Source organism: Shewanella bicestrii, assembly GCF_002216875.1.
Classification (GTDB): Bacteria; Pseudomonadota; Gammaproteobacteria; order Enterobacterales; family Shewanellaceae; genus Shewanella; species Shewanella seohaensis.
Window position 1 is genome coordinate 2,433,277 of record NZ_CP022358.1, and the last position, 15,885, is coordinate 2,449,161.

A 15,885-nucleotide genomic window follows, 5' to 3' on the forward strand; every position below is an offset into this window, starting at 1 on the left:
AAGATATGCCCTTTTTTTTCAGCAAGCTGCGTCAGCTAACTGCGCTAATTTAGCTTTAATTTCTGCATATCTGAGGTGTTCGCAGCGACCAAAACCTGATAATTTCCGTACTTGTAAGCGAGTAAACAGCGGTAATGTCATGCCGGCCATAAAACGGCATTGAGTATCTAAGGATAATGAAGCTAAACCTTTCGACCCCGCCGTACGCTTCAGTTCATGCAAATCGGCCTTAAGCTGCGCATCATCAGGCCACTTTGGCACTTCGGAATACGCCAATTTAGCCAATTGGCCGCGGCATACACTGCAATGACCACAGGATTGAGGCGCGGCATTATCATCAAAATAGCGGGCCAAATTGTAATTTAAGCAAGTTGTTAGCTCAAAAAATCGCACTAACTGGGCAATACGGGCGACTTCTTTCGCTTCTTTGTCGGTAAAGTATTGATGGAGCTCATCGGCTAAATGCCCCTGTGCTAACACCTCAGCATTCACTTGATAGACATCCGTTACTCGCTTAGCTTCCAATTCGATAAGCTGTTGACTGGCAAGATATTCTAATGCCGCTAATACTCGAGTACGTTCCGCACCTGTGGCTTGGTAGAGCGCGGAAAAATCTAAACTGCCCCATACTCGTTTCATCTGAGTATGGGTAAAGATGTCATTTAAAAATGCCTGACGCTCGGGGGAAAACTGGCTCAAGATCTGCGCCTGTGGCTCAATAAAACGGTAACTGATATCGGCGTAATAAGCATAAAGCGGCTTAATCACGCCCATCATTTCAAGCTGAACTAGCAAGGTTTTAAGTGGGAGCTGCCTGATATTACTCACATTTGATAGCTGATGAAGTTGCAACTCCCAACGTCCGTTATGGGTTTCTTCGCGAATGTTATCGATAACGGCTGCAATACTGGCCAGTTCCGGCGTATCACCGTAAACAAAATTTTCGACCGTGTTTATGCCATCTAAATTCGCCAAGGTCACACAATGTGACAACAGGCCATCCCTTCCTGCACGGCCAATTTCTTGGCAATAATTCTCAATGGATTTAGGCAGATCGTAGTGAACCACAAAGCGAATATTGCTTTTGTCTATGCCCATACCAAAGGCGATAGTCGCAACCACGATGCGGATCTTACCTTGCATAAAATCCTGCTGAATTTGCTGACGTTTTTCATCCTCAAACCCCGCATGATAGGCACTCGCATCAAAGCCCATTTGGCAAAGTTTCGCGGCAACATCCTCCGCAGTATGCTGCAAAGTCACATACACAATCCCCGTACCAGTAAAGAGATTAAGTTGTTGTTGCAGTGCTGTCAGTTTATGTTGGCTTGCCACAGGCAAGACGGTCAAGTCGAGGTTTGAACGATAAAAACCTGTTTGAACAATATGTTGTGGCTTGATATCGAAACGCGCCGCCATATCCAGTTTCACTTTGCGTGTCGCGGTCGCCGTGAGTAACAGCACCAATGGAATTGCTAATTCACGGCGATAATCGGGAAGCTTTAAATAGTCGGGGCGAAAATTATGTCCCCATTCCGAGATACAGTGTGCTTCATCAACAACCAACATAGATATAGGAATTGATTGAATAAATTGCCTAAAGCGCTCATTTTTAAAACGTTCAACCGATACCATCAGGAGTTTTAACTCGCCATAACGAGCATCACGCATGACCTGTTGGGTTAATTCAGGCGTTAAGGTTGAGTCGATACTTGCCGCTTTAATGCCCTTCTCATGCAGGAAACTCAGTTGATCTTTGATCAACGCCAGTAAGGGTGACACCACTAAGGTTAGATGGGGAAGTTGCAGAGCAGTAAATTGGTAACAGAGTGATTTTCCTGAGCCGGTGGGGAAAATAGCAAGGCTCGAATGGCCCGACAACAACTGCGAGACAACCTCATGTTGCCCTTGCCTGAACCCATCAAAACCAAACTGTTGCTGTAATAAAGATGCATAATCCGTAGCGTTCGCTGACGGCGTTATTGAATAAGACATAAACAAATCCTTATGCCACCACAAGGGTGGAGGCGGTGGCGACCACGCAAACAGATGAATGGGCGAGTGAATGCGAGTAAGCGGGTCGCTATGATTTTCTAGCTAAATATAAATTGATAAAGGCGGTGAGTTTGTCATTGAAGGCTTCTTCAAAGACATCAACATCTTGACCTAAGGTATTGAAATACTGTGTCACTTGCGCGCGAGATAAACTTTTGTTGGCGATACTGTATTCCATTTCTGGCAGTGTTTTATCATAACGGGGCACTAGCGTCCAAGTCACCATATCGGCGGCAAAATGCTTCATCGCTTGCTGTGCTAAGGCACAAAAAGCTTCAATATGCTCACGCCCATCCGGTCCCAAACACCCTGGTTCGACGCGGCAAAGAACGGCAACAGTTCTATGCTGTGACATGCTATTCCCTGTATAAAACTCATCAAAAATAGAAAGTTACAAAAGAGGTGGCGGAAGCGAATAAGCTATATTCACGCTTAAGCTCTCTCTTTGAGTGTATGTGACACCCGCAAGAAGTCACGTACGCTAAGGTTAAAAATCACACACAAATATTTTAAACCTGACTATCCTCTTCAGCCATGGCAGCTACGGCCGCGGCATGTTCCGATAATAACGTATCGAGCGCTTGATCAAAACTGTCCAAACGTTCGAGTTCCATATAACGCTTCAAACGTAAAATAATATCTTTACTGACTTCGATATGGGATTTCTTCTGGCGCTTTTTAATTTGTGAAAGTTCTTTTCGCACCATGCGCCAGCCCAAATCACTGAAATATTGATTCAGCATTCGATTTACAGATTGCAGTTGTTGGTCAACGGGCTGATTTTTTTTACGCAGTTGAACCAGTAAATTTAAATTAGCAATTAATTCGGTATAACTGGATTGAGACTGATTTAACTGAAACCACTCTGCCCGCTCAGTGACACTTTCGGGATGAACCATGCGATAAATTAACGGCAGGGCAAACACTAATTCAGATTTATCTAACAGTAATAATTTTCGGCCCGCGGTAGGTACGGCATGATGATATTCCCATAGCGTGTTTGTCGTCATTGGTATCGTTTTAGACTTTCTAATAATGGTTTATGAATAGACTCATAATACCGACAAACAGTATAGATTAAAAGAATGGTTACACCATTTTATGAGTTCATTTTTACAGCACAAGGTTAAACGCGCCACTTCACAAACAAACGAGATGGAGCTCGCACTTCTCTTGTCCTCTAATCCCCTGTTTTAGCATGGCCAAATCGATATCAGTTTTGCATCAGCAAAATCATAAGTTAAATTTTTCTGCTACTTTTCAACTTTATAAAATGGTTAAACCATCTTTTAAAAATAAAGCTATTCACCTACACAGTTAGCCGACCAGAGAAATAACTACAGGTTATTTTATCGCCAATTTTAACTCGCACAGCCGTAATTGACGAAATAACAACCAATAAACCAAGCTCATCTTTATCGCTTATTAACCTCTTATCTGAGTCCACCTTATACATTTAATTCGTATTGAGCCCGCCTTGCCAACGCCTCTATCTTAAATGATGCTTTCTTTTTGACCGATACGATTAATTAAAATACAAACAACAGCACTACCAGTGATAATGACGATTATCACTGGTAGATAAAGGCTGGTTTTACGTATAATTGCGCCAGTTTTATCGGCCGTAAAATACTCCCATGTCTAAATCGATTATCCATTATTCCACAGGTGGAAGTGCTCCTAGCCGTTCCTCTGACATGGCATCGAATATCACAGCAAGCGATAAACAAATAGATTCGCCATTTTTTGAGGAAAGCTCACTGCCCCAATCGGTTCACAGTGATTTTTTTAACGCGGCCGCCGAAACAGAATACGAAATCTCCATCAATACCCGTCGGGTTTATCGGACCAGCTTTGGCCTATTTGAGCAATATTGCGCGACGCATCAGCTGCAGTCCTTACCCGCCGATCCGCGCAGTATTATTTCTTTTATCGGTCATCAAAAAGAATTGCTCCAAGCAAGCAGTGGGACTCAGCTTTCAAAGCAAACCTTAACGACTCGGCTAGCCGCGATCCGTTACTATCATATCCAAGCAGGATTTCCATCCCCCACCGAACACCCACTGGTGATCCGTGTGATGCGCGGCCTGAGTCGTAATCACCATAGGCAAGTCCAAGATTATGATCAGCAACCAATCATGTACGATGAGGTCGAGCTATTGATCCAAGCAATAGAGCAACAACCCCATCCACTGCTGCGCTCAAGGGATAAGGCCATTATTCAACTTGGACTACAAGGCGGATTTCGCCGCTCAGAATTGGCCAATTTAAAAGTACAATATTTAAGTTTTATGCGGGATAAATTGAAAGTACGGCTGCCTTTTTCGAAAAGCAATCAGCAGGGATTAAGGGAATGGAAGAATTTACCCGACTCGGAACCCTTTGCCGCCTATAATGCCGTCAAGGACTGGTTAAATGAAAGTAAAATTACCGAAGGTCATTTATTTCGCTCAATTTCTCGAGATGGAAAAACCTTAAGGCCTTATCAAATCAGTGATAATGTCACATCTAAATCATCACTCATTCGAAATAGTGGATTTTTAAACGGTGACGATATTTATCGGATCATTAAGCAATATTGTCTAAAGGCAGGTTTACCAGCGCAATATTATGGCGCCCACAGTTTGCGCAGTGGATGCGTTACACAACTACATGAAAACAATAAAGATACCTTGTACATCATGGCAAGAACAGGACATACGGATCCACGCTCATTACGCCATTACCTCAAGCCAAAAGAAGATTAACCACAGCATTAGCACTTAATTAATAACACTGTTTTTAGTATTTGTTTTGAGAATATTTTTATTTTTAAGTTATTTTTAATAAACAAGAAAAATTATTATATTGCAGTATTACTGTCATATAAACTCAGCTTTAGTGTCATATTGCTACTTTAGGCTTAGGTTCGAAATTTAATTCATCGAACTAGCTGGAGTAAAATATGAGCAAGGCCACCTTTGACCCGACACTTTATAATAAAAGTAATAACGAACCTTTTAATCAAGTGTTGGATAAACATTTATCCCGCCGTAATTTTGTTAAAAGCGGATTAGGCCTAGGTGCGATGACCGCCTTCGCAGGCATGGGATTAGTGGGTTGTGGTTCGGACAATTCCCCTGCCCCAACACCTATCGATCCCGTGCCACCACTGCCACCGACTCAAAGTAGCGCCAAATTAAACTTCACATCCGTCGCTGGCGCTCGCCTGGATGCGGTTGTGGTACCCGAAGGTTACAGCGCACAAGTACTCGCCCCTTGGGGAACACCATTAAATTCTAAGGCTGCGCCTTGGAAAGCCGATGGCAGCAATACCGCCGATGACCAAGCAAACTCCGTCGGTATGCACCATGATGGTATGCATTTCTTCCCATTGAATGATGCAGGCGATGACGGTTTACTCTGTATCAACCATGAATATATCGACGAGATAGCCCTGCATCCAAATGGCCCAACCGTAGATGAAACCACTGGATTACGGACCATTATCGATGAGATCCGTAAGGAAATTAATGCCCACGGCGTGTCGGTGGTAAGAATTAAACTCGTTAATAATCAATGGGAAGTTGTTTACAACGACAGCCATAACCGCCGCTTTACCGGTGCAACTGTGATGGATATCGCCGGCCCACTCGCCTATTCGCCGCTACTCGAAACCCGTTACTCGCCCGATGGCAGTCAGGCTCGTGGCACCTTAAATAACTGTGGTAATGGTTACACGCCTTGGGGCACCTATTTGACCTGTGAAGAAAACTGGCCGGGTTACTTTGCCAACCGTGGCACTTTAGCCGCCGATCAAGCCCGCATCGGGATCAGCAAAAGCAGCACTCGCTATGGCTGGGATGATTTAGCGGGTCACGCCGAGGAACGTCTCGATGAATTCGCGCGTTTTGATGTCACGCCTAAGGGCAATAGTGCACAAGATGATTATCGCAACGAGGCTAATGGCCACGGTTATATCGTTGAAATTGACCCCTACAATCCAAGTTCACGCGCAATCAAACGGACGGCCCTTGGCCGCTTCCGCCACGAGGGTTGTACCTTCGGAAAATTAGCCGAAGGTAAACCTGTGGTGTTCTATTCTGGCCACGATTCTCAATTCGAATACTTATATAAATTTGTGTCGAATGCGGTGTGGGAACCACAGGATGCCAACAGCTCAAATCGCCTGCAAATGGGTGATAAGTATATGAATGAAGGAACATTATATGCCGCTAAGTTTAACGAGAATGGCGGTGGTGTCTGGTTGCCTTTGACCTTAGATAGCCAAACGACAGACGGTAAAACCCTAGGTGATAGCTTTGCTAGTCTGGCCGAGATTATCTTAAATACCGCGGGGGCAGCGGATTTAGTTGGCGCGACGCCTATGGACCGCCCTGAGTGGTGTGCGGTAGACCCCTTCACAGGTTCTGCCTATTTAACCCTGACCAACAACTCTAAACGTACCGAAGCCAACCCAGCCAACCCCAGACTCAAAAACACCTTTGGACATATTATTCGTTGGGATGAAGGTGATAAAGACACTGAATTCACATGGGATATTTTTGTCTTTGGCTCACCGAGTGATGGCAATGCCGAGACCAACCTGTCGGGCTTAACGGATCTAAACCAATTTGCCAGCCCCGATGGATTGGCCTTCGACGCCCGCGGTATTTTATGGGTGCAAACCGATAATGGTGCCAAAGAAGTCGCCGAAGAAACCAACGATCAAATGCTGGCAATTGTGCCATCAACCTTAGTCGACAGTGCTAACAAGCAAGCCAGTGTGACGCCCGAAAACCAAATGGAATTAAAGCGTTTCTTTGTCGGACCAAACGATTGTGAAGTCACAGGCTTTGCTATTAGCCCCGATTACACTTCGGTTTTTGCCAACATTCAGCATCCGGGTAACTGGCCGTACTCGAATAATGCGGCCGAAATAACGCCTGCTGGTACCGTACTGCGCCCACGTGCGGCAACGGTGGTGATCCGTAAACTCGATGGTAAAGAAGTGGCGGTCTAATTCCCCCCACCGAACCCCGATAAAAATCCCCGCCATGCGGGGATTTTTTTATTCACTGACTGCACCACCACCTAGGGCTCGGTACAAGGCGATTTTGGCCAATTGCTTATCCCTTAAGATCTCGCTGTAGGCTAATTGGGCGCTAAATAATTGCCGCTGCGCATCCATTAAATCCAGCGAAGTAGCGACACCATTTTGGTAACGCAGCCGTGCAAGACGCGCATAAGCTGATGAAGATTGGACTAATTCCCTCTGCGCTTTGATGGCCTCTTGGGCACGTTTAAGATTATTCAGCGCATCGTTCACATCAAAATAAGCGGTCAACACCACATTGCGATAACTTAGCATCGACTGCTTCGCCTCTTCGGTGGCGATATCGTATTCGGCGGCAATTTTCCCACGATTAAAAATCGGTGCACTAATGCCGCCAAGGAGCGACCAAGTCACGCCATTACTATCGAAAATATCCTTAAGGTGATTGTTTTCCCTGCCATATTGGCCCGAAATGGTGAACTTAGGAAAAAACGCAGCCTTGGCAATACCCACTTGTGCATTGGCGGCTATCATTGCTTGTTCCGACATTTTGACATCAGGCCTTAATGTCAGTAATTCTGACGGCACGCCTGCGCTGAGCTCATAGGGTAACCCCATATTTTCGGGTAAGCCCTGGGGGGATGGTAAAGCGTAATCATATTCACCGAGCAAGATATGAAGCTGATTTATTTTATATTTTCTTTCATAGTCTAATGTCGGCAAGGTCACTTTTGTACTCTGTAGCTCAACTTCAGCCTGACGCACATCGAGGCCCGAAATCACGCCATTGGCATGGCGAAGCTTGGCGATATCCAGCTCCTTCTGCCGTAAGCCGACGGTGTCGATAGACACACTATAACGCTGCTCGATATCGAGCCATTCGTAATAACGGCTGGCAATGTCACTGATAAGACTGACATAGGTGAGTCTGACTTTTTCAACCTCCGAAAGATAATCGGCCATGGCGGCCTCGCTCGCCCTGCGGTTGGCACCCCATAGATCGAGCTCCCACGACACAGTGCCCGCCAGATCCACTGCGGTAGTCGGGCTGGGATCCTTACTGGTTGCACCGCTATCGAGACTGCGCTCATAGCCTAAATTTGCCGAGACTTCTGGCCAAAGCGCACTGTCGACCACAGTCATTTTTGAACGGGCGGCGAGCAGGCGCGACTGCGCCATTTGCAGATCCAAATTGTTCGCCAGCGCATGTTCAATCAAGGAAATCAGTACAGGATCTTGGTAAAAATGCCGCCAAGAGAGGGCCGAGACGTCCTTTATATTCCCCTGCTCGGCAGTTGTTTGCGACAAGATTTGCGCTTGATACTGACTCGGTAATGCCAGCTCGGGTCGCTGGTAATCTGGCCCCATGGCGCAACCCGCAACACTGGATGCCGTCACTAGCCCTAGATAAAGCGGCTTTACGCGCAAACGAAAAACAAACGAAATGGGCTGTATCCAAGGCTGAGCCGCCCTTGATTGAGAGTCGGATAGAGTTAGGCGATTAACCACGGCTCACCTCCTCAACGGTTTCTTGATCTAGGAGTAATTCCTCTTTTGTTTTAATGGGTTGTTTAACCGTTTTCTTTTTTACCCAGCCTGCGGTCGTCACAAAGAATAGCGGCACAAACACTATACCTATGGTGGTTGCCAACACCATTCCACCCAAGATGGGTAACGAAATTGATTGCCGACTCACAGCCCCTGGCCCTTCGGATAACACCAGCGGTAACACCCCAAGAATAAACGCCATTGAGGTCATTAAAATCGGCCTAAAGCGCATGGTCGCCGCTTCGAGCGCCGCCGAAATTCGCGTACGCCCCTGCTGGTGCAACTGATTGGCAAACTCGACAATTAAAATCGCATTCTTCGCCGCCATGCCGATTAAGGCGATAAAGGCCACTTGGAAGAATAAGTTACTCTGCATGCCACTGATTAAGGTCGTGACCGCCGCACCTAAGAGTGCGATGGGCGCGATCAGCAATACCGCGACAGGGATACTCCAACTCTCATAGAGCGCAGCTAAAAACAGGAATACAAATAACAGGGCTAACCCAATGGCAATGCCGGTTTGGTTTGCCGACTGCACCTCTTGGTAGGTAATGCCTGTCCATTCGTATTTAAACTCATCGGGCAAGATCGGCGTTGCGACCCGCTCGATGGCTTGAATAACATCGCCTGTCGCGTAGCCCGTTGCGGGCGTCACATTGATGGAGGCGCTGGAGAATAAATTGTAGTGGGTCACGGAAGACGGCCCAACCGTATAATCATACTTAGCCAGCACACCAATCGGCACCATAGCGCCGCTCGATGAGCGCACATAATAATCTTTGATTTGGTGCGGGAATTGACGGTAACTCTCTTCCGCTTGGATCTTCACCCGATACACACGGCCAAAGAGGTTAAAGTCATTCACGGTTGAGGAGTCGGTTAAGGTTTTGATTGTGCTGTAGATATCACTCACATTCACCCCAATCGCCATCGCCTTTGCCTCATCGACCGTCAAATGCAATTGCGGGATTGCGCTCTGCAGCGACACGCTGGCACTGGCAACTTCAGGCTGCAGCTTTAGCTGCTCGACTAATTCGTTGGCGGTTTCAATCAAGCCATCAAAATGGGTGCCAGAGGTATCTTGGAGCTGCATTTCCACCCCAGAGCCATTGCCTAAACCGGGGACGGCCGATGGCAAATACAGGTTAAACTCAGCTTCTAAGACGTTTTTCAGATCCTTATCTATCGCCTTCATCACGGATTGTACCGTGGCATGACTGGCTTCGCGCTCAGCCCAAGGCTTAAGCACCACTTCAAATTGGCCGTTAGCCTGATTCGACCCCGAGCGGCGGTTTTCCCCCGCCAGCGTAAATGAATAGGCCACGGCGGGATTGGCGCGCACATATTGCTCGGCTTTCTTTAAAATCGCCTCGGTACGATTAACCGTAGATCCATCGGGCAATGTCATATCGATAAAGAATCGACCTTGGTCCTCATCGGGCATAAAGCTGCTCGGTAAATGGGACATGATGAAATAGGTACCACCAAACATAATCGCAAAAGCTAAGTAACTGCGTTTGGCGTATTTATTGGTTAAGGCGACTAAGCCGACATATTGGTTAGTCCCCAAGTCGAGTTTGCGATTCAACCAATGGAAGAATCCCCGCTGTGGTGCCTTGCTGGGTTTTAATAATAAGGCGCAGAGTGCGGGGCTTAAGGTCAACGCCACTAGAGTAGAAATCAACACAGCGACGGTAATCGCCACCGCAAACTCGCGGTACATGATGCCGGTGATCCCCGCTAAGAATGACACGGGCACGAATACCGCGCAGAGCACTAAACTGGTGGCAAGCAATGCGCCCGACAATTCTTTCATCGCAATCCGAGTCGCATCGATTGCACTCATGCCCTTCTCATGGATTAAACGTTCCACGTTTTCGACCACCACAATGGCATCATCGACCACGATCCCGATGGCAAGAACCAGCGCGAGTAAACTCACGGTATTAATGGTAAAACCAAAGGCCAACATGGCCGCTAAGGTTCCAATCAAGGAAACCGGTACCGCAATGGCGGGGATCAAAGTGGCGCGCACATTCTGCAGGAACAAGTAAACCACCAATACCACCAGTACTAAGGCCTCGATGAGGGTGTGGATCACCTCATCGATGGATTCTTGGATAAAGATGGACGCATCATAAAACACTTCCCATTTTATCCCTTGGGGAAACTTTTGCGACAGTTCGGCCATCGCCTGTTTCACCTTATGGGTCACCTCCAGGGCATTGGCACCGGGAAGCAAATACACCTGTAAGATGGTGGCATTTTCACCGTTTAACTGGGATTGCAACGTATAGGCGGATGAGCCGAGTTCTACGCCGGCAATATCCCGCAGCCGGATAATCGAGCCGTCGGGATTAGCGCGCACTATGATCTCGTTAAATGCTTGCACCGAGCTTAATCTGCCCGCCACACTGATGGGCAAAGTTAAACTGATATCGTCATTATTGGGTTGAGTACCAATGGTGCCTGCGGGGGATTCTTTGTTTTGCGCCTTGATGGCGTTGATCACATCTGTGGTGGTTAAGCTGTACCCCGCCATGGCATCGGGCTTTAACCAAATCCGCATCGCATAACTGCGTGAACCCGTGTTACGGGTGCGGCCCACGCCGGGGATCCGCCTGAGGGCTGATTCGATATTGATGGTGGCGTAATTGCTCAGGTAAATCTCATCGAACCTTTCATCGTTTGAGGTTAACGCGAGTTTAAGTAATTCCACCGACGCATCTTTAGAGACAGTCACCCCTTCGGTTTGCACATCGATTGGCAGTCCTCCCGAAGCTTGCTGAGCGGAGTTTTGCACATCCACCGCCGCCAAGTCCGCATTGGTGCCCACATCGAAGGTGATGGTCACACTGGTACTGCCCGAGTTAGTGCTCTTGGAGCTCATGTAAATCATATTGGGCACACCATTCACTTCCTGCTCAAGTGGTGTGGCGACGGATTCGGCGGCTGTGGTAGAGCTCGCACCTGGGTATGAGGCAGAAATGGTCACCTGTGGCGGGGTGATGTAAGGATACTGATCGACGGGCAGCTTAAACATCGCAATCACCCCGAGCAGCACGATAACGATGGAGATGACGCTGGCAAAAATCGGCCGATTAATAAAAAACTGCGCCATTATTTTTGCTCCTGCTTTTGCTGCTCCAAGGCTTGGCGCTTAAGTGCCTCGGCTTTTGACATCTCATCTTCCTTCTCGGCGTATTCCTTCACGCTTAACGGCTCGGCAATTTGCCCGTGGCGTACACGGTGCATGCCTTCGGTGATCACCATTTCCCCCGCCTTGAGGCCACTTTTGACCACCACACCTTCAATCCCTTGATGATCGATCACGATAAAGCGCCGCTCGACCGTGTTATTGGGCAATACCACCATCACGTATACCCCGCCCTGATCCACTTGAGTGGCCTTCTGCGGGATGACAATCGCATTGGGGATCTCGGACAGTTTAATCCGCACATTAGTATATTGGCCGGGCAACAGCTCCTTCTCAGGGTTGGGCAGAATGGCGCGCACCTCAAAGGTGCCAGTGTTAGGGTTTACCTGAGGATCGGTAAAACTCACATCCCCGAGGTAGCGATATTCACTGCTATCGGGGAGCGTTATCCGCACAAATCCCGCGAGCGCCTTACCTTCAACCTCGGCTTCTTTTTTCGCCGAGTAACTGGTCAGGCGGCGCTGGGCATTTAAATAATCCAGCGCCGACATATTAAAGCTGACATAAATCGGATCGACTTGTTTGACCCGCGTTAGAAGCGATTGGCCCTTACTACCCACGAGTGCGCCAATGTCGACCTCGGAGCGGCTCACCAGTCCGGCTATCGGCGCCTTAATTTCGGTATAACTCAGCTCTAATTCGGCTTCTTCCACCTCGGCGCGACTCGCGGTGAGGTTAGAACGCGCCTGCGCCAAAGTGGAGAGCGCATTATCGTAATCGAGTTGACTAGCGGCATCCTGCTCATACAGCGGCTTTAGGCGTTTCACATCCCGCTCGGCCTTATCGAGAATCGCCTGCTGTGAGGACAGCTTGGCTTTTAAACGATTCACCACAGCTACATAGGGTTTATTATCAATCTGATACAGCAGTTCACCCGCCTTGACCGCACTGCCTTCAACAAAACGTTTTTCCTCCACAAAGCCATCGACCCGTGCCCGAACTTCTACGTCTAAGGAAGCTTGGGTCACCCCAATATAATTGCCATAGAGAGGCACGGTTGCCGTGGTGACTTTTTCCACCACTACCATTTTGGGGGAGATTTTGATGTCGGGTTCTTGGCAGCCACTCACAGAGAGACAGAGCAAAACACCACTCAGATAAAGGGAAAATGAGCTTAAGCGTGGAACAAAAAAACGAGCTGTAACAGATGGTTGAGGCATATGCGAATCCCGCACTCTAAAGACAGTGGAACCACTCGCATAGGCAAAGTGGTCTGAACAATTTTAGTCGGTTCTAGGTAACGTCCTGTGACCAATGCAAAACCAGTGTAAGACAAACGGGATAAAATTGAAATTTTAAAATCAATAAGTTCAATGATTTGTGACGGGAATGCTAAAGCGAGAATTTAAAGGCGTTTACAAGGAAAGCACTCTCCCCAAGCGAGCGAGTACGCTTGGGGCGAATGAATAAAGGTTTACAGCTTGACGGAGTTTGCGGCACTGTACGCCGCTTCGAAGGCGTCGGTAAACTCGCTGATAGGCAGAATATCCTCGCGGCAGCGGCGGTTACGCCCGAGCAATGAGGACTCCACAAACAAATCGAACCAAGCCGTTAATGCCCTACCATTGGCCTCCTCGCCCATTGCCGCCAGCGCCAGCGAGGCAACTTCCGCTGTACCCAATTGAAAGTCATGGCTTCCCTTACGTAAGGCATAGGTGGCTAAGGTGTCGGGGTCGAAGGACAGCATAGGCAAGCCCTGTAGATAGGTACTCTTGCGAAACATCTTAATCGCCTCACGCCAGCTACCATCGAGCATGATAAGCAAAGGTCGTTTCCCCTCGCTAAGACTGGCCATGGGCACCTCAGTCAATACGGTTTGCCCTTGGTCGGCATATTGCGCCGGAAAGACTAAAAAGGGTTGATAGTCGTTTGAAGTCAATAGCGTCAACAACTCTGGGGCGGGTTCGGTACGCGACCAGAGAAAGGCATGGGTATCAGGGATAAGATCGGCAATTAAGCGACCGCTGTTAGTGGGCTTTAACACCTCATCGTTATACATCAGAAGTAGAAAACTGGCTTTAGTCGTCAACTGTTTACGCAGCGAGCAAGTACAAAATTGCTCGCCCAATAGACACAAATGACAGCGAATGAGTTTTTTACCGCGGGCGCCAAAGGGTTTAGTCGATATGGATTTACGGTATTCATATAAGCGATGTACAGCATGGGGAGCTAGAGCCATGGCAGCCAATTCTCAATCTATTTCGGTCGAACGGGTTATTAACGGTGGTACTCAGTGCACACCGGCTTTACGCTGCATAAGTGCAATCTGTATAAGCGCATGCCTGCACGCGGTGGCGCAGTGTATCCTTTGGCCGAGGAAGGTGCAATTAGCCTTATTGAAAAGCGCTATTTCCTACGCCTATGAAAAATTAAGGCCCTATCACGCTGCCCCACATTAGAACAGCCTGCAACATCAACCCACCTAGTCTGTAACGCTTTTACACCTTAGTCTTCACCGCTTGCTAAACTGTGGCTCAAACTTCAGCAGCTTGGGCTCAAACTTCAGCGGCTTGGGCTAAATCTAATAGTCAGTCGGGTTGTCTTATGTTACACCTTTCATCGGTCTCTGTTTTTAAACGTTACGATTTAACAGAGCCTACTTTTAATCTGCACGCTTTTGAATCCCAGCATTGTAGCCCATTGTCATTAAAGGAATTGTATGCCCTTTTCACCTCCGAAAATCGCAAAAAATACGCGCAGCGCATCATGCTTATTTGGAGTAAAACATTTTGCTCCACTCAGTTTAGTTCTGCTCGCAGCGATGCCATTGATGCCATTGATGGCTCATGCAGCGCCGGCTGCGCAAGACGCGACACAGGTACAAGCGCAGGCCATTCAATCCCTCGTCGATTCGGCGATTAATCCCTTAATGACAGAGTATGGGATCCCAGGTGCAATAGTTGGGATCAGCCTCAATGGGCAAACGTATTTCTTCCCCTATGGTGTCAGCTCTAAGACCAGCAAGCAGAAAGTCAGTACAAACACATTGTTTGAGATAGGGTCTATCAGTAAAACTTTTACCGCGACACTCGCAACATATGCTCAAATTGAAGGCAAGCTCACACTCACGGATAAGGTGAGCGAGTATGTGCCCGAGTTAAAGGGCAGTGCCTTTGACCAGATTAATCTTATCAATCTCGCGACCCATACTGCGGGCGATTTGCCCATGCAAGTGCCAGACAATATCACCAACAATGCCGAACTAATGGATTACTTTAAAACTTGGCAACCCGCTTATGGGGCAGGCACCCATCGTAATTATGCCAATCCCAGCATTGGGTTACTGGGCTTGATTACCGCAAAACAGTTAGGCAAAAGCTTTGCCGACGCTATGGAACACACCTTATTTCCGCAACTTGGGTTAAACCACAGTTATATCGAAGTGCCAGCTAACAGCATGGCCGATTACGCCCAAGGTTATAATAAACAAGACCAGCCCGTACGCCTCAATCTCGGCGTGTTAGCCGATGAGGCCTATGGGATAAAAACAACTGCGGTGGATTTGCTACGTTTTGCTGAAATCAACATGCAGCAGCACGCGATTGCTCCTGCATTGCAACAGGCTATCGATGCCACACATGTCGGCTACTTTGATGTGGGTATGATGACCCAAGCACTGATTTGGGAAGATTATCCCTATCCAATTGCACTCGATAAGCTGCTTGCGGGACATACTCAAGAAGTGGTGTTTGGCAGCGTGCCTGTGCGCGCTATGATGCCACCTCAAACACCACAAGCTGCTCAATGGGTGAATAAGACAGGCTCAACCGGTGGTTTTGCCGCCTACGTGGCTTATATTCCGGCAAAGAAATTGGCCATGGTGTTACTCAGCAATAAAAATTATCCCGTGCCACCACGCGTGACAGCGGGCTATCAAATACTCACAGGCTTAGAAACCCTGTCGAACTAAAACACTGTCGAACTAAGTCACCATCTAACCGTTTATTCCTGCCTAAATCCGGCAATCATCTTTGTGCTTTGGATGGAGAGCAAGCTCGCTCTTCGTCCGTACGCTTTAAGCATCAAATAT

At 47.8% G+C, this 15,885-nt stretch carries 10 protein-coding genes; 3 read left to right on the forward strand and 7 right to left on the reverse strand.

The features are described 5' to 3' along the window. Positions 1 to 18: 18 nt before the first annotated feature. From CF168_RS10685 to CF168_RS10695, 3 genes are all read right to left on the reverse strand, one after another. A complete protein-coding gene (locus tag CF168_RS10685) occupies positions 19 to 1,995 on the reverse strand; it encodes a RecQ family ATP-dependent DNA helicase (protein WP_089067820.1) in 1,977 nt (658 codons plus the stop codon). An 88-nt stretch (positions 1,996 to 2,083) separates the two neighbouring features. Further along, positions 2,084 to 2,410 carry a hypothetical protein gene (locus tag CF168_RS10690; protein WP_011716988.1) on the reverse strand — a complete coding sequence of 109 codons (327 nt, stop codon included), beginning with the start codon at positions 2,408 to 2,410 and terminating at the stop codon, positions 2,084 to 2,086. Between the two features lie 154 nt (positions 2,411 to 2,564). Next, complete coding sequence (locus CF168_RS10695; RefSeq protein WP_011716987.1) at positions 2,565 to 3,065, reverse strand: hypothetical protein; 501 nt, start codon at positions 3,063 to 3,065, stop codon at positions 2,565 to 2,567. Positions 3,066 to 3,752: 687 nt separating this feature from the next. On the opposite strand from CF168_RS10695, the gene CF168_RS10700 reads away from it, so the two are divergent. Together CF168_RS10700 and CF168_RS10705 are read left to right on the forward strand one after the other, a co-directional pair. Beyond that, on the forward strand, positions 3,753 to 4,802 hold the full coding sequence (locus CF168_RS10700; protein WP_041412626.1) for a tyrosine-type recombinase/integrase: 1,050 nt from the start codon (positions 3,753 to 3,755) through the stop codon (positions 4,800 to 4,802). 197 nt (positions 4,803 to 4,999) lie between these two features. Beyond that, entirely contained in the window at positions 5,000 to 7,057 is a 2,058-nt protein-coding gene (locus tag CF168_RS10705; RefSeq protein ID WP_089067821.1) for a PhoX family protein, read from the forward strand. A 48-nt stretch (positions 7,058 to 7,105) separates the two neighbouring features. Here the strand turns inward: CF168_RS10705 and CF168_RS10710 are convergent, their stop codons facing one another. The 4 genes from CF168_RS10710 to CF168_RS10725 form a co-directional block, all read right to left on the reverse strand. Beyond that, on the reverse strand, positions 7,106 to 8,599 hold the full coding sequence (locus CF168_RS10710; RefSeq protein ID WP_089067822.1) for an efflux transporter outer membrane subunit: 1,494 nt from the start codon (positions 8,597 to 8,599) through the stop codon (positions 7,106 to 7,108). Beyond that, positions 8,592 to 11,759, reverse strand: a complete 3,168-nt coding sequence (locus CF168_RS10715) for an efflux RND transporter permease subunit (protein ID WP_089067823.1) — start codon at positions 11,757 to 11,759, stop codon at positions 8,592 to 8,594. Before CF168_RS10715 ends, CF168_RS10710 begins: the two co-directional genes overlap by 8 nt. Beyond that, entirely contained in the window at positions 11,759 to 13,015 is a 1,257-nt protein-coding gene (locus CF168_RS10720; RefSeq protein ID WP_089067824.1) for an efflux RND transporter periplasmic adaptor subunit, read from the reverse strand. The genes CF168_RS10715 and CF168_RS10720 overlap by 1 nt, the downstream gene beginning before the upstream one ends. 254 nt (positions 13,016 to 13,269) lie before the next feature. Next, positions 13,270 to 14,034 carry a tRNA-uridine aminocarboxypropyltransferase gene (locus tag CF168_RS10725; protein ID WP_089067825.1) on the reverse strand — a complete coding sequence of 255 codons (765 nt, stop codon included), beginning with the start codon at positions 14,032 to 14,034 and terminating at the stop codon, positions 13,270 to 13,272. A 582-nt stretch (positions 14,035 to 14,616) separates the two neighbouring features. Between CF168_RS10725 and ampC the strand changes: the two genes are divergently transcribed. Then, positions 14,617 to 15,765 (forward strand): class C beta-lactamase, encoded by a 1,149-nt coding sequence (gene ampC / locus CF168_RS10730; RefSeq protein WP_167373700.1) that lies wholly within the window; start codon positions 14,617 to 14,619, stop codon positions 15,763 to 15,765. Positions 15,766 to 15,885: the final 120 nt, after the last annotated feature.